The following is an 18985-nucleotide window of genomic DNA, read 5'->3' as shown; positions in this document are numbered from 1 at the left end:
CTTCGATAGTGCACTGCGCCACTGACAACGTCCCGAAACCTCGCGGGGTCCGGCCGGCGCGGCGGGGTCAGGCCGGGGCCATCAGCAGCGGCCGCGCACGCTCCCGCAGCTCCGCCACGCGCGGCTCGTCACCGTACGGCTCGAGCCGGTGCAGCAGGTCCTTGACGTACTCGGTGGTGCGCGCCGAGGAGATCCGCCCGGCGACCTCCACCGCCCGCACGCCCTGCTCGCAGGCCGCGTCCAGGTTGCCGGACTCCAGCTCGGCGACGGCCGACACCACGAGCCTGAGGCCGTGCGAGCGGACGAACTCCTCCGTCGGCTTCGACAGCGCCTGCTCGGTGAAGCGGCGGACCTGGCGCGGCGCCTTCAGGTCGCGGTAGCACTCGGCGGCGTCGGCGGCGAACCGGTCGTAGGTGTAGAAGCCGAGCCAGGACGGGTCGGCGTCGCCCGGGCGGGCGCGCTCCAGCCAGCTCTCGGCGGCCTTCAGGGCCGCGCCGGCCGCCTGCGCGTCCCCGGCGCGTGCGTGCGCGCGTGCCTCGACGAGGCGGAAGAAGCTCATGGTGCGGGCGGTGGCCAGGCCCCGGTTGCGCTCCAGGGCGGCCTGCGCCAGGTCGACGCCCTCGTCGCCGAAGCCGCGGTAGGTCGCCTGCAGCGACATGGACGCCAGGACGTACCCGCCCAGGGGGACGTCGGCCGCCGCGCGCGCGAGGCGCAGCGCCTGGATGTAGTACCGCTGGGCGGCCTCCTGCTGGCCGGTGTCGAAGGCCATCCAGCCCGCCAGCCGGGTCAGTTCGGCGGTCGCGCCGAACAGGGCGCGGCCCACCTCGTCGGAGTACGAGCCGAGCAGCAGCGGCGCCGCCTCCACCCGCAGGCACTCGGGCACCATCGACGAACGCCAGTCGCCGCCGCCGTACTTGGAGTCCCAGCGCCGGGCGTCCTCGGCCGCCTCCCGCAGCTTCTGCACGTCGCTGTGGCCGACTTTGATCGGTGCGCCGGAGCCCTCCGCCTGGCCCGGCTCCCGCGCCACCGAGCTGTCGGCCGGGGTGATCAGCCACCGGGACGCGGGCGTCGCGTACGCGCTCACCGCGAACGACCCGGCGAGCGACTGCCAGATGCCGCCGGAGCCGGCGCGGCGCCCGGCGAGGTCGAGACGGTACAGCTCCGTCGCGGACTTGACGGCCTGCCCGACGTCCCGGGGGAAGGCCAGGCCCACTTCGGGGGCGGGGTCGGCGTCCGCCAGCCCTATCTCGTGGAGCGGCACCGGGCGGCCCAGCTTCTGCGCGATGGCCGCGGCTATCAGGTGCGGTGCCGCGCCCTGCGGCACCATGCCCTTCGACACCCAGCGCGCCACGGAGGTCTTGTCGTAGCGAAGCGTCAGACCGCGCTGGGCGCCGAGGTCGTTGACGCGGCGGGCGAGGCCCGCGTTGCTGATTCCCGCGAGGGCGAGAACGGCGCCGAGCTTCTCGTTCGGCCCCCGCTGCTCCCTGGACATGAGCCACCCCTCGACACAGACGGCTGCCGTGCTGGCATAACCACGCGGCATTCGTAAACCCAGCGTAGTTCGCCGCATCCCAAGCGTTAAGGGGCATTGTTCCGGATGGCGGGATTGTGGCCCGTGCGGCGATGCGGGGTGAGCACGGAGGGTGGCGGGCCCGCCGCGGCACGCCCCCGCCGTGTGGCCGTGCGCCCGTCCGTGCGACCTTCTCCGGCCACGGCGGGAGCGGTTCCATGGACCGTGCGTGGGTCGGCCCGCTGTACTGGATCCAGTGGGCTGGGGGACACCGCCGCCTTCATCCCCGCGGGCGGTGGTTCGGTCCGGGAGGCGGGCTCCGCCTCCCGGACCGTGCGGCGCCCGGGTGGGGCGCGCGGGCATGTACGGAGCGTGCCCGAGCCTGCCTCCGCGGCTCCGATTTGGCCGAAAATCGACCACGCTTCCCGCCGTGGATTTCCGCTCCGACCAAGGCTGTTGAGGGCGCGAACGGCGTGGCCGGGGAGCGCGCGAGGGGCGCATTCGCGCCGCGCGCGTCGTGTGCGTCGCCGCCCCGACTCGGGTGCCCCGACTCGGCTGTCCCGACTCGGCTGCCCCGCCGCGGCACCCGGCCCGGACCTGCCCCGCGTCACGTCCGGGCCTGCCCCGCGTCACGCCCGGCCCGGACGCGGCCCGCCGCGCGGCGCGCTCCCAACGGAACCGATTCCGGAGGCAGTTGGTCGCGTCCGTCGTATGCCCACGTCAAGTGCGTGTCGTACGCCTTTGAAGCTTACGGGTGTTCAACGCTGTCCGGGGACGTGCGCGGGGGCGCGCCCGGGGGAGCGAACGCGGCTCCGTCGCCCTTCCGGCGGGCCTCCTTCGTGGCAGCATGGTGACCCTGTTCGTGCGGTGTTCGTGCGGGGCTTCGTGCGGGGCTTCGTGCGGTGCACTGGTTGTCCACAGCCTGTGGAGGCGTCGATGCGGTGGTTGGTGGGATGGAGCAGCACCGCCGCGGGGCCGGCCCGGATCGGCTCGGCGGGCGCCACCGGACACGACGGCGAGACCGTGCACCCGGTCGGTGCGCACCTGCTGTGGGGCGACCCCGACCCGCTGTGGGCCGTCGGCGACTGGCGCCCCGACGAGATCCGCCTGGTGAAGGCCGACGCCGACACCCGCATCGCCGTCCTCGGCGTCTGCGGCGCCTCCGACGAGGAACTGCGCGTCGGCCTGCTCGCCGCCCGCGGCGGCGCCCTGCGCCACCTGACCGTGTGGCCCGGCAGCTACACCGCCGTCGTCCAGGTGGGCCGCCGCGTCACCGTCTGCGGCGACCTCGCCGGCGCCCGGCCCGTCTTCTACACCCCCTGGGCCGGCGGCACCGCCTACGCCACGGCCGCGCTGCCGCTCGCCGACCTCATCGAGGCCAACCTCGACTTCGGCCACCTCGCCGCCCTGCTCGCCGCCCCCGACGTCCCCGCCGCCCTGCACGACTCCACGCCCTACGCCGGCGTGCGCCGCGTACCGCCGGGGCATGCCCTCATCCTGCGCGCCGGGGCGCGCGAGGTCGCCGGCTACGAGCCGGTCGCCTCCCTGGCCGTCGCCGCGCCCCCGGCCGACCCCGACCACGCCGTCGACGCCGTCCGCGACGCCCTCGTGGAGGCCGTCCGCGTCCGCCTCGCCGCCCCCCGGCACATCCCCGACCTCGACCCCGGCCCGGTGCCCGGCATGGGCCCCGCCGAACGCCGCGCGGCCCGCGGCATGCCCGCCCCCGGCATCGGCGCCGACCTGTCCGGCGGCCCCGCCTCCGCGACCCTCGCCCTGCTCGCCGCCGGCCTGCCCGGCATGCCCGGCACCCTCCTGGGCCACGGCACCGGCGCCGGCGAGCGCCTGCTCGCGGTCACCTTCAACGACCTCGCCGTCGGCGGCCGCGAGGCCGAGCTGGAACGGGCCGGCGCCCTGGCCGCCAACCCCCGCCTGCACCACGTCGTGGTGACCGGCACGGAGGAGACCCTGCCCTTCGCCGACCTCGGGGTGCCCCTGACGGACGAACCGGGCCCCTCCCTGGTGTCGGCCGCCCGCCACCGCGCCCGCCTGGCCTCCGGCAGCGCCGACCACTTCACCGGCCACGGCGCCCGCCAGGTCCTCGACGCCCACCCCGCGCGCCTGGCCGACCTGCTGATGGACCGCCGCCGACGCCACCTGGTCCGCCCGGTCGCGGCGCTGGCCAAGGCGGACGGCTCGGTGCTGGTCCCCGCGCGCGTCTACGGCGCGGCCCGGCGGCTGGCCCGCACCTCCTACCGGGCGGGCCTGGAACTGCTCGCCGAGCGGCTGCTGCACCGCCGCTTCGACGAACCCGGCGGCGCCGTGGGCGCCTCCCTCGCCGCCCTCACCTGGGGCAGACCCGGGCCCGCGGCCCGCTGGCTGACCGGCGAGGCACTCGCTGAAGTATCGGTTCGTCTGCAGCACGCGACACAGCGCTCCGGCGTCGGCCCCGGCCAGCGTCCCGGCGACTACCGCGCGCGGGCCGCCCTGGCCCGCCACGCCGCCGACCTGCGCGTCCTGGAGCAGGCCGCCGAGATCCGCTCCCAGCGCCTGCACGCCCCGTTCCTCGACAACCAGGTCGTCCGCGCCTGCCGCGCCCTGCCCGAGGCCCTGCGCGTCCAGCCCGGCGCCCGCGCCGCCATCCTCCGCACCGTCCTGGAGGGCGCCGGCGTCACCGGCCTGCCCCCCGGCTGGGGCGCCCCCTCCCACGCCTCCACCGCCGCCGCCCACCGCACCGGCCTGCGCGTCGCCGCCGACTCCCTCGTCGACCTCTTCGGCAGCCCCCTCCTCGCCGACGCCGGCCTGGTGGAGGCCCGGGTGGTCCGCAAGGCGGTACGCGCGGCGGCGTCGGGAGAACCCCTGCCCCTGGACGGCCTGGCCGACCTGGTCTCCCTGGAGGTGTGGCTCCAGCGCCTGCTGGCCCGCCGGGGCTCCTGCTGGACGGGCACACCGGCACGCGCGCGTGCCGTGCCGGCGGCGATCGCACCGCAGCGGAGCGCGCTGCGGGCGGGCGTCGCGGGGCCGCGCGGGTAGGCCGCGGCGCCGGCCGGGACACCGGCGTCCGCGCGGGCCACGGTGGCCGGTCCGTCGCTCTGCGGTTGGGGGAGCCGGGTTCCTCGGTGTCTGCCGTCGTTGAGGCGGTGGCCGGTCCGTCGCCTTGCGGTTGGGGGAGCCGGGCTCTTCGGTGTCTGCCGTCGTTGAGGCGGTGGCCGGTCCGTCGCCTTGCGGTTGGGGGAGCCGGGCTCTTCGGTGTCTGCCGTCGTTGAGGCGGTGGCCGGTCCGTCGTCCTGCGGTCCGAGAAACCGGGCCCCTCGACGTCCACCGCCGTCGAGACGGCGACCGCCGCCGGCGCCGGCCGGCTCAGGACCGCAGTCGCCGCCCACCACGCCGGTACCCGGCCCCGGAAGTACGCCGCCACGGGCACCACGGGCGCGGCGACGACCTGCGATGACGGCGTGACCCCGAAGCAACCGGGCGCCTCGACAGGACCCCGTCCCGTGTCCGCGCCCGGTCGTACGGCGACAATGTGCCGGTGCGGTACAGAATCCTGGGCGTCACCCGGGCGGAGGACGGCCGGGGCACCGCCGTACCCGTCGGCGGGCCCCGCCTGCGCGCGCTCCTGACGGCCCTCGCCCTGCGTCCCGGCGCCACCGTCACCCCCCGCACCCTGATCGACGAGGTCTGGCCCGACGACCCGCCCCGGGACGCCCCCGCCGCGCTCCAGGCCCTGGTCGGCCGCTTGCGCCGGGCCCTCGGCAGGGACGCCGTCGCCTCCGAACCCGGCGGCTACCGCCTCACGGCCACGGAGGACGACGTCGACCTGTTCGTCTTCGAGCGCCGCCTCCGCGACGGCACCGCGGCCCTCGCCCGCGGCGACGCGGCCACCGCGGCCGAGCAGCTCACCGCCGCCCTGTCCCTGTGGCGCGGGCCCGCCCTGGCCGAACTGCCCGACCGCACCGCCGCCGCCCGCCCGGAGGCCCTGCGCCTGGAGGCGGCCCGCGCCCGCGCCGAGGCCCTCCTGCGCCTCGGCCGCGCCCAGGAGGCCGTACCGGAGCTGACGGAACTGACCGCCGCCCACCCCTACGACGAACCCCTGCACGCCCTCCTCGTCCGCGCCCTGCGCGACACCGGCCGCGGCGCCGACGCGCTCGCCGCGTACGAGACCGCCCGCCGCCGCCTCGCCGAGGGTCTCGGCACCGACCCGGGCCCGGAGCTCCGCGCCCTGCACACCGAGCTCCTCACCCGCCCGGCCGACCCGCACCCCGCACCGCCGCGACCGGGCCAGCCGTCGCCACCGTCACCCTCCCCGTCCTCGTCCTCGTCCCCTTCCTTGTCTCCGATCCCGGAGTCGTCCCCGGCCGCGCCCCCATCCCCACCCCCGCCTCCGCCCCCGTCCCGCACCGGCAACCTCCGTCCGCGCCTGACGTCCTTCGTCGGCCGGGAACCCGAGATCGCCGCCCTCCGTTCCGAACTGCGCCGGGCCCGCCTGGTCACCCTCACCGGACCGGGCGGCTCCGGAAAGACCCGCCTCGCGGAGGAGGCGGCCGCCGGTCTCCCCCAGGCGTGGCTGGTCGAACTGGCGCCGCTCGACCGGCCGGAGGCGGTGCCGGGAGCGGTGGTCGGCGCGCTCGGCCTGCGCGAGACCGCGCTGCTGACCAACGACCTGACAGGCCGGCAGAACGACCCCGTCGCCCTGCTGGTCGAGCACTGTGCCCCGCGCAGGCTGCTGCTGATCCTCGACAACTGCGAACACGTCGTCGACGCGGCCGCCACCCTCGCCGAGACGCTGCTGACCCGCTGCCCGGAGCTCACGATTCTCGCCACCAGCCGCGAACCCCTGGGTGTCCCCGGCGAGTCGGTGCGCCCGGTCGAGCCACTGCCGCCCGAGCAGGCGCGCCGCCTGTTCGCGGAGCGCGCCGCCGCCGTACGCCCGGACGCACAGGCCGTGCTGCGCGACACGGAGGCCGTCGCGGAGATCTGCCGCCGCCTGGACGGGCTGCCGCTCGCCATCGAGCTGGCCGCCGCCCGCCTGCGGCTGCTGACCCCGCGGCAGATCGCCGACCGGCTCGACGACCGCTTCCGCCTGCTCACCTCCGGCAGCCGCACGGTCCTGCCCCGCCAGCAGACCCTGCGGGCGGTCGTCGACTGGTCGTGGGAGCTGCTGGACGAGCGGGAGCGGACGGCGCTGCGCGAGCTGTCGGTGTTCGCGGGCGGCTGGGACCTCGCGGCGGCGGAGGCCGTGTGCACCGGCCCCGCGGCCGACCTGCTCGGCGCGCTCGTCGACAAGTCCCTGGTCGTGGCCACGCCCGACGACCGCGGCGCCCCCGACGACCGCGACGACCGCGGCGGCCCCGACGACCGCGGCGCCCCCGACGACCGCGGTGGCTGCGACGGCATGCGGTACCGCATGCTGGAGACCGTCCACGAGTACGCCGTCGAGCGCGCCGCCGAGACCCCGCGGCTGCGCGCGGCGGCCGAGCGCCGGCACCGCGCGTGGGTGCGCGCCCTCGCCGAGGAGACCGACCGGCGCCTGCGCGGTCCCGACCAGCTCGTGTGGATCGCCCGCATGGAGAAAGAGCTGGACAACGTCCGCGCGGCCCTGCACCGCGCCGTCACCGCCGGCGAGGAGGCGGAGGCCGCCGCCCTCACGCTGGCCATGAGCTGGTTCTGGTGGCTGCGCAACCACCGCCGGGAGGGCGCCGCCTGGGCCGACCGCGTCCTGCGCCTGGGCGTCGCCCTGGACACCGCCGGCGACCTGCCCGGCCCCGGCACGGACCGGCCCCACCCGGTGGAGGCGTTCCTGTCCGCGCCGGACGGCGAACGCACCCACCCCCTCCACGAGCAGCGGATGGACCTGCGGCTGTCCCGCCTGTTCCTGCTGTCGGAGTCCACGCAGCCCAAGGACATCGTGGAGCACCCCCGCCACCGGGAGTACATCGACCGGATCCGCCTCCACTATGCCGAGGGCGGCCCCCGCGCCGCCCGGCTGCCGGGCATGCTCTGGCCGCTGACCGCCTACTTCCTGCGGGACACGTGGGACGTCCGGCCGTTCCTGGACGCGGCGGTGGCCAACTGCCGCCGGTACGGCGACGACTGGGCGCAGGCGGTGACGCTCATGTTCCGCACCCACATGGCCGTCGACTCGCCCGGCGGCGTGCACGGCATCGACGGCGACCTGGCGGAGCTGCGGCGGCTCGGCGCGCGGGTCGGCGACCGCTGGCTGCGGGCCCAGGTGTGCAGCGCGGTCGGCGAGGCGGCCATGGCGCGCAGCCTGTTCGCGCAGGCCCGCACGGAGTACGAGGAGGCGCTGCGGCTCGCCCACGAGGTCGGCGCCCATACCGAGACCCCGTATCTCCTCGCCCGGCTCGCCGAGATCGACTACCGCTCCGGCGACCTCGACGCCGCCCGCGCCGGACTGTGCCGGGCGGGCGCGGCGGCCGACCGGTACAGCGTGGTGGACTCCCGGGCGTATGTGCGGCTGATGGGCGCCCTGATCGCGCTGGAGGAGCAACGCACCGCACAGGCACGGGAGTTGTACGACGCGGCCCAGGCGACGACCCGGGACGCCACGCCCCCGCCCCAGTTCCTGGCGATGCTCACCCTGGCCGACGGGCTGATCACCGCCGCCGAGGCGGGCCCGCGCGAGGCGCTGCCGAAGCTGGCCGCCGCCCTGCGCGAGGCGGTGGACGCCCGGTGCGTGGAGACGGTCACGGCGGGGTTCGTGGACGCGGCGGCCCGGCAGCTCGCCGGCCTCGGCGACGCCGCGCGCGCCCTGCGGCTGCTGGCCGCGAGCGACCACTGGCGCGGTGGCCTGCCCCGCCCCCTGCCGGACCGCACCGAGGCCGAACGCACCCGGACCGCCGTCCGCGCCGCCCTGCCCGAGGAGCAGTACGACCGGGAGTACGCCCGGGGAGCGGCCCTGGCCGCGCAGGACGTGCTGGCCGAACTCGCCGAGGCCCTGCGCACCCGGACCGGACGGCCGGCGGTGTGAACCCCGCCCCGCGCGGCCACTGGTATGCGTGGTCACCGGCGCGCGTGGCTATCGGCATGCGCGGCTATCGGCATGCGCGGCTACCGGCAGGTGGAGTGCGACTCCGCCCGGTCCGCCGCCGCGACCGCGCCGAAGGGGGCGTACGACTCGACGACCAGGTGCACCGTCCGGTGCCCGGACAGGTCCCCGTGGACGCCGACGGCCGCCTCGCCGCCGGAGACCACCCGGGAGGCCCGCGGCCGGGCGCCGTCGGCGTCCACGGAGAAGCGGACCCGGCCGCGCCCGGCCGCCGGGGCCTCCACGCCGGCCGGCGCGTCGCGGGCGGTGCAGTCGCGGTGCGGCGGGTCGACGGTGACGGCGGAGGAGCCGCGCACGGTCACCCCGTGCGCGTACCACATACCGTCCACCGGCAGCCCGTGGCGCCGCCCCACCCGGCCGCCGTCCCCGTCCCTGTCTCTGCCCCTGTCCCCGAGCCGCAGCTCCAGCCGGCCGCCGTCACCGGCGACGTCGTACGGCACCTCGCTCCACCGGTGGACGACCGGAGTCGGCGAAGGCGTCGGCGAGGGCGTCGGCGCCGCTGCGGGCCGCGGGGCGGACGTGGCATGTGGGGCGGACGTGGCACGCGGGGCGGGCATGAGCCGCAGGGAAGTCGGGGCCGGTGCGAGGCGCGGGGGCGCCGGGGGCCGGCCCGGCGCGGAGGCCGGGCGCGAGACCGATCCGTGGCGCGAACGCCCGTGGCGCGAAAGGACGGGTACCGGCGTGGGGGCGGCGCGCGGGGTGGGCCGGGCCGCGGCGGCCGGCACCGGCGTGGCGGAGGAGCCGGGGCGCGGTCTCCCGGGAGGCGCGGGGTGCGGCTTTCCCGGGGGCGCGGGAGCCGGCGGCTCCGGCCGCACGATCGGCGACGACGCGGGCGGCTTGGCCTCCGGCCGCTCCGGGCCCGGGTGGTCGTGGCCGGCCAGGGCGAGCACGAGCGCCGCCGTGGCCGCCACGGCGACGACGCCGGCCGCGACACCGGCCTTGACCGCCGCACCCAGCGCCTCGGAGGCAGCAGCACCCCTGACCCCGCCGGAGGCGCCCGGCGAACCGCCGCTCGCGGCGACGGTCCCCGGGGTACCGGCCGCGCCTTCGCCGACGGTCCCCGCAGCACCGGCCGCGCCCGCGCCGGCCCCGCCGGCGAGGACGCCGAGGGCCTTGGCGTACCCGGCGGCGCCCGGCCAGCCGAGGACCGCGACCGGCACGACGGCGGGGATGCCCGCGGCGATCTCCTGGATCTGGCCGGCCGCCAGCCGGCACCGGGCGCACTTCTCCAGGTGCTTGCGCAGGCCCCGCTCGGCGCGGGCGCGCAGCCGGCCGCGGGTGTAGGCGCCGAGCCGGCCGGCGTGGCGGGCGCACTCCTCGTCACCGGTGAGCGCGGCGCCGACGTGGGCCTGCAGGTATGCCTGCCGCAGGCCCTCGCGGGCCCGGCCGGCGAGCGCGCGCGTGCCGTTGGCGTCCAGCCCGAAGAGGACGGCCACCTCGCCGGGCGACTCGTCCTCGACCTCGGTGTGCCACAGCACCGCCTGCCAGCGTTCCGGCAGCGAGCGAAAGGCCCGCATCGCCAGGGACTGCTCGGCCTCGTGCATCGCCCGCACGTCGGCGCCCGGCTCCGGGGCGTTCCCGTCCGGGCGGTCGGACAGCCGGGCCGCCTGGGCGGCGAACACCGCGAAGTCGTCGACGAGTTGCTCCCGCCGAGCGGTCCGCGTCCAGTGCGCGGCGGCGCGCCGCACGGAGACGAGCAGGTAGGGGCGTACGGTGTGCTCCGGTCCGGAACCGCCGCGCACCGCCTGCAGCATGCGGGCGAACACCTCGGCGGTGAGGTCGTCGGTGGTGTGCGCGTCCCGGCAGCAGGCGCGCGCGTACCGGCGCACGGCCTCGACGTGGCGCCGGTACAGCTCCCCGTACGCCGTGTCGTCCCCCGCCCGCACCCGCTCGATCAACTCCCCGTCAGACGGCGGCAGTTCACCCTCGCCTTCCGGGTGCGGCAGCACACCCCGGTGCGCACGGGGACGCGGCGGCACATCACCGCGCTCCCGGGGCGGGGGCAGAAGACCCGCGTCCTCCCGGGGCGGGAGCGACACGCCCGCGTCCTCCCGGGGCGACGGCGGGAAACCCGGTGGCTCCAGGGACGAGGGCAGGGCACCCCACCCGTCCTCCCGGGGCGACGGCACGAGCCCGCCCTCGGCACCGGGCGCCTGCGCCCCTCCGTCGTCGGCACCGGGCGCCTGCGCCCCTCCGTCGTCGGCACCGGGCGTCCGCGGAACTCCGTCGCCCGCACCACCGGCCGTCCGCGAAGCCTCACCCTTCTCGGCACCGCGCGTCCGCGAAGCCTCATCCTCCTCGGCACCGCGCGTCCGCGAAGCCTCATCCTCCTCGGCGCCGGGCGCCCGCGCGGCTCCGCTCTCGCCACCGGCCGTCCGCGAAGCCCCGTCCCCCGCGCTCCCCGGCACCGGTCCTCCGCCGTCCTCCCAGGGTTCGGCCACCGCATCCCCGTCCCCCCTGCCGCAGGAGGCGCTGTCGTCCCGGTGCGGTGGGGCCGTGTCCTCCTCGTCCCGCGGGGACGGCAGCACGCCCTCGTCCGGGTGGGGAACGCGGAACACGTCGCCGTCGCGTCGCTCCCGCTGGGCCGGCACGGCGTGTTCGCCCGGGCCGCCGCCGCGCGGCACCTGCGCGGGCCCGCCCTGGCTCGGCACCTGCGCGGGAGGCGAACCCTCCGGCGTCTCGCCGTCACCGGGTGACTCGCCCCGTCCGCCCACGCTCATCGCGGAAAGCCCTCGCCGCCTGCCCTACCGGTACCGAACACCAGGTCAGACTGCCACAGCGGCCGAGGGGCGGGAGTGCACAGAACGCCTCATCCACTCGTCCGAGGGGACTTGGCGGAACGCGGTACCGGCCGTCACCCGTTCGGGGAGGAAACACCGTCACCCGTTCGGAAAGGAGCATCCTCACCCGTCCGGGGAAGGGACACCGGCCGCGCGCCGAACGAACGGACTTACCCGCGCCCGGCCCGGAACACCCCGGCTCCGGAACACCCGGCGCGGGCCCGCCGTCACCGGTGCGCGGGCGCCGCGACACCCCGCGTCACGGCGCCCCCATCCCGCGGCGCCCCACGGCGCCAACTCCGCTCGGCCGGGACCACAGTCCCTGCCGACTCCCCTCGGCAGGGACCGCAGCCCCCGCCTGCTCAGCCCGACCGGGACCGCAGCCCCTCCAGCAGGATGTCCAGCAACCGTGCCGACGCGGCCGCCTGCTGCGCCGGGTCCGGCAGGGAGGGCGCCGCCGTGGCGATCACCAGCAGCACGTCCGACACCGACACGTCCGGCCGCAGCTCCCCGGCCGCGCGCGCCCGCTCCACGAGCCGACCCACGACCTCCAGCAGCTCCGCCGCCCCGGCGTCGTCCCGCACCGCACCCGCCGGCACCGCGCCCGCCGGCACCGCGCCCGCCGGCACCGCGCCCGCGCCGCCCTCGTCGGGCACCAGCCGCAGCTCTCCGGGCCCCGGCTGGGTCCGCTGCTGCGGCACCCGCGCCTCGACCGCCCCCGGCCCGGCGCCCGCCGCACCCGGAGCCGCCCCGGCGACGCCGGCCGCGGCCGCCGTACCCGCACCGGCCGCCGTACCCGCCCCGGTGACCCCGCCCGCCGTACCGCCCGGCCCGGCGGCGTTCTCCGGCACCCCGACCCGCAGCACCTGCGGCGGCAGCAGCCGCCCGGCGCCCGAGGCCACCGAGGTGCGCAGGAAGCGCGACAGCGCCGACCACGGCTCGTCCTCCTGCCCCAGAGCGGCCCGCGCCTGCTCGGTCAGCCGGGACGTCTCCTCCTCGGCTATCCGCCGCACCAGCACGTCCTTGCTCGGGAAGCGCCGGTAGACCGTGCCGACGCCGACCCGCGCGCGCCGCGCCACGTCCTCCATCGGCGCGCCGTAGCCCAGCTCGCCGAAGACCTCGCGCGCCGCCCGCAGCACGTGCTCCAGGTTGCGCTGCGCATCCACCCGCAGCGGAGTCGACCGCCCTGCCTCCCGGCGTCCGTTCCCCGCCGCCGCGGCCGGCGCCGCACCCTTGGGCGCGACGGCGGACGCGGCAGGCGCGGCAGGCGCGGCCGACCATCGTGAGTCCTGAATATGCATGAATGATCCCCCGGTTGACGACGTCTCCCCCCGGAGACTCTCCCCGCCAGAAAAAACCCGGAGTGCGGAACAGGTCCGGCCCACGAGCAGAGCCGCCCCCACGACTCCGGAAGCACCGGCGCCCAGGATCCGCAGGCGCCGGGACTGCGCGGAACCCGTCGAGTACGTCCCCCCACACCCCGTCGGGACAGAACATAGTTGAGAGGCAGTCAATTCAGAAGGGGAAGGTTCCGCACGGAGCGCCCCCCGATCGGAGCACGAGTCGCATATGCCCCGATTCGACCCCCTTGAAGATTCCCGCACACCCCCTCCGACCTGCGGAGACGCCGTGCACCCCCGCTTTTCGGCCACGTCTTGGCCGCTTCGGCCACCGGTCATACGAACCGTCGGGCCTGTGGACAAACACCCGTGCCGGGTGCGTCATGGGAGGGTGAAGGAACGTGCGCGCATTCTCGTTGTCGGCGGCGGCTACGTCGGGATGTACACGGCCCTGCGTCTGCAGCAGCGGATGAGACAGGAACTCCGGCGCGGCGAGCTGGAGATCACGGTCGTCACACCCGACCCGTACATGACGTACCAGCCGTTCCTGCCCGAGGCCGCCGCGGGCAACATCTCCCCGCGCCACGTCGTCGTCCCCCTGCGCCGCGTCCTGCGCCAGTGCCGCATCCTCATCGGCGAGGTGCGGACGATCGACCACGCCGCGCGCACCGCCACCGTCACCACCCTCGCCACCCGGGAGAAGGGCGCGCCGGACGAACGGATCACCTACGACGAACTCGTCCTCGCCCCCGGCTCCGTCTCGCGCACCCTGCCCATCCCCGGCCTGGCCGACCACGGCATCGGCTTCAAGACCGTCGAGGAGGCCATCGGCCTGCGCAACCACGTCCTGGAGCAGCTCGACATCGCCTCCTCCACCCGCGACCCCGCCGTCCGCGACGCCGCCCTCACCTTCGTCTTCGTCGGCGGCGGCTACGCCGGCGTCGAGGCGCTCGCCGAGCTGGAGGACATGGCCAGTTACGCCGTGCGCCACTACCACAACGTCACGCGCGAGGACATGAAGTGGGTCCTCGTCGAGGCCACCGACCGCATCCTGCCGGAGGTCGGCCCCGAGCTGGGCCGCTACACCGTCACCCAGCTGCGCCGCCGCAACATCCAGGTCCTCCTCGAAACCCGCCTGGAGTCCTGCGCGGACCGCGTCGCCGTCCTCAGCGACGGCCAGCGCTTCCCCACCCGTACGGTCGTGTGGACCGCCGGCGTCAAACCCCACCCGCTCGTCGCCGCCACCGGCCTGCCGCTCACCGGGCGCGGCCGCCTCCGGTGCACCGCCGAACTCACCGTCGACGGCGTCGAGCACGTGTGGGCCGCCGGCGACGCCGCCGCCGTCCCCGACCTCACCGCCGGCCGGCCCGGCGCCGAGTGCGTCCCCAACGCCCAGCACGCCGTCCGCCAGGCCCGCGTCCTCGCCGACAACCTCGTCCACTCCCTGCGCGGCGAGCCCCTGGAGACGTACGCGCACAAGTACGCCGGCTCCGTCGCCTCCCTGGGACTGCACAAGGGTGTCGCACAGGTCTACGGGCGCAGGCTGAAGGGCTACCCTGCGTGGTTCATGCACCGCGTCTACCACCTCAGCAGGGTGCCCACCGTCAACCGCAAGGCCCGTGTACTGGCCGAATGGACCCTCGCGGGGCTCTTCAAGCGCGAGATCGTCTCGCTCGGCTCACTCGAACACCCGCGGGCCGAATTCGAACTGGCGGCCGGAGGGAAACATCCCGACGACCCGAAGGGGTCGTCCTGACCGGAGCGAGGAACTCCGTCGCCGGCCCGGGCGTCTGACGGGTGCCGACCCGGACGACCGCCCTGCCAGACTGGTCCACCACCGCACTGGTCCACCACCGCACTGGTCCACCACCGCGAGCGGGCACCCGCCCGCTCCAGCACCCACGAGGCTGTCCCACAGTGCCGCACCCCTTGGGCAACACTCCCCAGACCAGGCCCCGTCACCTCCGCCGACCACGCCGCCACCGCGGCCCCCGCCCCACGTGCCGCCACCGCGGCCCCCGCCCCATTCGCCGCCACCGCGGCCCCCGCCCCATTCGCCGCCACCGCGGCCCGGGCACCGCACCGTCCCGCACCCCCCTCGCACACCACCGGATACGCGGGACGCACGGGACGACCGCGACCCCGCCGGCCACCCCCGCCCGGAGCCGGCCGAAGGCGACGACATGAGGCAAGGATTCGTGAACTTCACGCGCTGGAGCGCCCGGCTCCCCGGAACGCAGCGCCGCACCGCGGCCCGCATCGCGGCCCGTACCGCGCAGACCACCGCCCCCGACCGGCGCCAGGACGGCGCCGTCCCCGCGGTCCGCGCCGAGCACCTCGTCGACGGCAGGCCCGCCCTGCCCGCCGTCGACGAGTTGCCCGCGCGCGAGGTCCTCGACCGCGTCCCCGCCCTCGTCGCCCTGGTCCACGGCCCCGACCACCGCGTCGCCTACGTCAACGACGCCTACACCCAGGCGTTCGGCCCGCGCGCCCTGGGCGAACCCGCCCGCGAGGCCCTGCCCGAACTCGCCGAACTGGGCCTCCTACAGCTCCTGGACCAGGTCCTGCGCAGCGCCCGGCCCCGCACCCTGAAGTCCCGCAAGGCCCCCGACGGCCGCTCCTACACCTTCACCTGCACCCCCGTGGCCGAGGGCACCCGGGGCGACGGCGGCGTGCTGGTGTTCGCCACCGACGTCACCGACCACGCCGAGGCCGCCGAACGCCTCCGCGCCAGCGAACGCCGCCAGCGCGAAACCGCCGTCACCCTCCAGCGCTCCCTCCTCCCCCAGCAGTTGGAGCAGCCCGACGACCTGCGCATCGCCGCCACCTACCACCCCGGCGGCACGGAGACCGCCGTCGGCGGCGACTGGTACGACGTCATCACCCTCGGCGGCGGCCGCACCGCCCTCGTCATCGGCGACGTGATGGGCCGGGGCGTACGGGCCGCCGCGGTCATGGGCCAGCTCCGTACGGCCGTACGCGCCTACGCCCGCCTCGACCTTCCCCCGCACGAGGTGCTCCAGCTCCTCGACGGCCTCGCCGGCGAGATCGACCCCCACCAGATCGCCACCTGCGTCTACGCCGTCCACGACCCCAACGAGGGCCGGCTCGTCTACGCCTCCGCCGGCCACCTGCCGATCCTCGTCCGCGACGCGGACGGCACCGTCCAGCGCGCCGACGAACCCACCGGCCCCCCGCTCGGCACCTGCGGCTGGATGCACGCCTCCGGCTCCGTCCCGCTCGGCCCCGGCGCCACCGCCGTCCTCTACACCGACGGCCTCGTCGAACGCCGCGACGCCGACCTCGACGAGGGCATCGCCGCCCTGGCGGACGCCCTGGCCGGCGCCACCGGCACCCCGCAGGTCATCTGCGACCGCCTGGTCCGCTCGGCGGGCGTCACCGCCGACCACGACGACGACGTCGCCGTCCTCGTCCTGCAGCAGCCCGCCCGCACCGGCGCCGACGGCGAACTGTTCCGCAACGCCGCCCTGGAACTCCTCGGCGGCATGGAGGCCGCCCCCCGCGCCCGCGCCTTCGCCTCCGGCGTCCTCACCAGCTGGCGCTTCCCCCCGGACCTGCACGACCTCGGCGTGCTGGCCGCGAGCGAACTGGTCGCCAACTCCCTCCAGCACGGCACACCCCCCATGCGGCTGCGCCTGCGCCGCACCGACCGCCGCCTCATCATCGAGGTCACCGACGGCGACGACCATCTCCCGCGGCGCCGCCGCGCCGAACCCGGCGACGAGTCCGGCCGCGGCATCTCCATCGTCGCGACCATCGCCTCCCACTGGGGGTCCCGCAGGACACCGGGCGGCGGGAAGGCGGTGTGGTGCGAGTTCGTGCTGCCGCGCCCGTAGCGGCGCCGGACGGGCGCGGCAGCACCGGCCAGGGCAGCTCTTACGCCTGCCTCGACAGCGGCTCCGCCGGCGCCCCGCCCCGGGCCACCACCCGGTTCCTCGCCGCCCACGGCCGGTCCTGCGCGTCCGTCAGTTCCCGCCCCAGCCGCACCGCGAGCACGGAGATCCCCAGCGAGAACCCGAGGAACGTCGCCACGTACGGCGCGTGCCAGGCCGCCGCCATGGGCCCGCCCACCGCCGGGCCCACCGCCAGCGCCAACTGCTTGACCAGGGCGAACGCGGAGTTGTACTGCCCCGCCATCCCCTCCGGCGCCAGATCGGCCACCAGCGGGGCGAGCGTCGGCGACAGCATCACCTCACCCAGCCCGAACAGCGCGTACGTCGACACGAACGCCGCCGTGGCCATCGTCTGCCCGGCGTGCCCCAGCCCGGCGTACCCGGCCGCCAGCCACGCCACGGCCCAGACCAGCCCCACACCGGCGATCACCCGGGACCGCCGCCGGCGCTCGACGAACCGCAGCACCAGGAACTGCGCGACCACGATCATCCCGGTGTTGGCGGCCAGCGCCGTCCCGAGCGCAGATGGGGAGATGCCGGCCGCCTCCACCCCGTACGCGCTCAGCCCCGACTCGAACTGCCCGTAGCAGGCGAAGAACAGCACGAACCCCAGTACGCACAGCCGCACCATGGCCCGGTCCGCCAGCAGCCGCCGCCGGCTTGCCCGCCCGGCGGCTCGGCCCGCCTGCGACGGCGCGTCCTGAACCCGCGGCGCGTACGGCATCCGCACGGTCGCCATCACCACGACCAGCGCCATGAAGACGGCCGCCTCGATCGCGAACAGCAGCGTGAACGACGCCGCACTGCCGGCGTCGACGAGGTGCCCGCCGATGAGCCCCCCGATCCCGAGCCCGAGGTTCTGCAGGAAGAACTGCACCGCGAACGCCCGCGACCGCGTCTCCGCCGACGAGCACTCCACGATCATCGTCGCCAGCGCCGGCTGCATCACGGCCTGCCCCGCCCCGAGCACCGCGGCGGACCCCAGCACGGTCGCCGCGTGCGCCGAGACGCCCAGGCACAGCGCGCCCAGCGCGGCGGCGACCAGCGCGGCGAGCAGGACCGGCAGCGGACCCCGCCGGACGATGGCCCGTCCGGCGAACGGCAGCACCACCAGCGCGGCCACGGCGAAGACGGCGAGCACCGAGCCCGCCGTCACGGCACCCAGACCCCGCACCTGCGCGACGTAGACATACAGATACGGGACGGTGAAACCGAGCCCGAACGCGCTGAGTGCGTTGCCCATGTGGATCCGGCGCATCGCTGCGCCCATCGCCATGGTCACGTTCACCTGCCTTTACTGCCTCTGCTGCTTGCTACGGGTTGCTAGGGGTTGCTACGGGAAGACGTCGGACGTCAGTCGGTAGTCGGTAGTCGGTAGTCGGTAGACGTGGGACGTCAGACGTTAGACATGAAGACTTCGAAGCTAAACTTCGAAGCTAAAGAGTACAGATCGAAGGACTTCAATGCCAATCCACCCCGTGCGATACTGCGCACATGGCCGACACACCCGGCGTCAGCGAGCCGACCCTCGAAGAACAGATCGCCGCTTACCAGCGCGAGTTCCAGGACCTCGACCCGCAGGTCGAGAAGATCGTGTCGGCCCTGTCCCGCCTGAACCGCCGGATGAACGTCGCCTACAGCCGCCAGACCGCCGCCCTCGGCATCAGCAACGCCGAATGGGAGGTCCTCAAGGCCCTCGTCCTCTCCGGCGCCCCCTACCGCATGGGCCCCGGCGACCTCGCCAAGCGCCTCGGCCTCACCCCGGCCGCCATGACCCACCGCATCGACCGCATGGTCGCCGAGGGTCTCGTCACCCGGGAGCGCGACGAGACCAACCGCGTCCGCGTCATCGTCGAACTGACCCCCGAGGGCCGCGAGAAGTGGCTCGAGGCCATGCGCCTCGCCACCGTCTTCGAGGAGGACCTCCTCCAGGACCTCTCCCCCGAGGAGCGCACCGCCCTCGGCGAGGTCCTGACCCGCCTCCTCCGCCGCGTCGAACACGCCCAGCCGGACGCCGGCGGCCGCCTCAACGACCTCGACTGACCTCCCGGAAAAGATCTTGACACCGATCGCTTGACATGCCCCGCCCTGATCCGTAGGGTTCTTCGGGTTGTCGGGAGCCGGAGGCTTCCGCGGCACACCTTCCGCCGCTCGTGCGGCATCCCAACCTCAGCAAGATCTCCTCTCCCAGGGGGTCGAATTCGGCGTGCCCGAATTCAATTCCCGCACAGCGATTCGGAGCGATTTTGGAATCGCGGGGGGAGTCCGCTAAGGTGGAACACGTCGGAACGGCCCAACGGCCGGGAAGGCAAACCCCGCTGACTGGGGATCAGGTCGAGAAAAGATCTGATAGAGTCGGAAACACCGAAGGGAAA

The 18985-nt window shown here is 76.0% G+C and carries 9 protein-coding genes; 5 read left to right on the top strand and 4 right to left on the bottom strand.

Features of this window, described 5'->3' with window-relative positions; genetic code table 11:
- Positions 1–67 precede the first annotated feature (67 nt).
- Positions 68–1492 (bottom strand): NsdA family TPR-like regulatory protein, encoded by a 1425-nt coding sequence (locus IE225_RS22480; protein ID WP_190059416.1) that lies wholly within the window; start codon positions 1490–1492, stop codon positions 68–70.
- A gap of 954 nt (positions 1493–2446) precedes the next feature.
- On the opposite strand from IE225_RS22480, the gene IE225_RS22475 reads away from it, so the two are divergent.
- Positions 2447–4540, top strand: coding sequence for an asparagine synthase-related protein (locus tag IE225_RS22475; RefSeq protein ID WP_190059415.1), 2094 nt, complete (start codon positions 2447–2449; stop codon positions 4538–4540).
- A gap of 499 nt (positions 4541–5039) precedes the next feature.
- Entirely contained in the window at positions 5040–8498 is a 3459-nt protein-coding gene (locus tag IE225_RS22470) for an AfsR/SARP family transcriptional regulator (protein WP_190059414.1), read from the top strand.
- 80 nt (positions 8499–8578) lie between these two features.
- On the opposite strand, the gene IE225_RS22465 is transcribed toward IE225_RS22470, so the two are convergent.
- Together IE225_RS22465 and IE225_RS22460 are read right to left on the bottom strand one after the other, a co-directional pair.
- On the bottom strand, positions 8579–10705 hold the full coding sequence (locus IE225_RS22465) for a sigma-70 family RNA polymerase sigma factor (protein ID WP_190059413.1): 2127 nt from the start codon (positions 10703–10705) through the stop codon (positions 8579–8581).
- Positions 10706–11718: 1013 nt separating this feature from the next.
- Complete coding sequence (locus tag IE225_RS22460; protein ID WP_190059412.1) at positions 11719–12657, bottom strand: TetR/AcrR family transcriptional regulator; 939 nt, start codon at positions 12655–12657, stop codon at positions 11719–11721.
- Positions 12658–13087: 430 nt separating this feature from the next.
- On the opposite strand from IE225_RS22460, the gene IE225_RS22455 reads away from it, so the two are divergent.
- Positions 13088–14452: an NAD(P)/FAD-dependent oxidoreductase gene (locus tag IE225_RS22455; protein WP_268250014.1), complete on the top strand. Its 1365-nt coding sequence runs from the start codon at positions 13088–13090 to the stop codon at positions 14450–14452.
- A gap of 442 nt (positions 14453–14894) precedes the next feature.
- The gene (locus tag IE225_RS22450) at positions 14895–16553 is read left to right on the top strand and encodes an ATP-binding SpoIIE family protein phosphatase (RefSeq protein ID WP_190059491.1); all 1659 of its coding nucleotides are present in this window, start codon (positions 14895–14897) and stop codon (positions 16551–16553) included.
- Positions 16554–16593: 40 nt separating this feature from the next.
- Here IE225_RS22450 and IE225_RS22445 read toward each other — a convergent pair whose 3' ends face one another.
- Positions 16594–17880: an MFS transporter gene (locus tag IE225_RS22445; RefSeq protein WP_190059490.1), complete on the bottom strand. Its 1287-nt coding sequence runs from the start codon at positions 17878–17880 to the stop codon at positions 16594–16596.
- A gap of 224 nt (positions 17881–18104) precedes the next feature.
- Here IE225_RS22445 and IE225_RS22440 point away from each other — a divergent pair, with 224 nt between their 5' ends.
- On the top strand, positions 18105–18653 hold the full coding sequence (locus IE225_RS22440; protein ID WP_190059410.1) for a MarR family winged helix-turn-helix transcriptional regulator: 549 nt from the start codon (positions 18105–18107) through the stop codon (positions 18651–18653).
- Positions 18654–18985 lie beyond the last annotated feature (332 nt).

It is taken from the genome of Streptomyces echinoruber (genome assembly GCF_014651135.1).
In the GTDB taxonomy this organism is placed as follows: domain Bacteria; phylum Actinomycetota; class Actinomycetes; order Streptomycetales; family Streptomycetaceae; genus Streptomyces; species Streptomyces echinoruber.
Note: the sequence above shows the minus strand (reverse complement) of the source record. Positions and strands in the feature narration are given on the sequence as shown.

Coding starts and splice junctions, on each gene's coding strand:
- IE225_RS22480 (WP_190059416.1), bottom strand. CDS start 1,492: ATGTCCAGGGAGCAGCGGGGGCCGAACGAGAAGCTCGGCGCCGTTCTC.
- IE225_RS22475 (WP_190059415.1), top strand. CDS start 2,447: ATGCGGTGGTTGGTGGGATGGAGCAGCACCGCCGCGGGGCCGGCCCGG.
- IE225_RS22460 (WP_190059412.1), bottom strand. CDS start 12,657: ATGCATATTCAGGACTCACGATGGTCGGCCGCGCCTGCCGCGCCTGCC.
- IE225_RS22445 (WP_190059490.1), bottom strand. CDS start 17,880: ATGGGCGCAGCGATGCGCCGGATCCACATGGGCAACGCACTCAGCGCG.
- IE225_RS22440 (WP_190059410.1), top strand. CDS start 18,105: ATGGCCGACACACCCGGCGTCAGCGAGCCGACCCTCGAAGAACAGATC.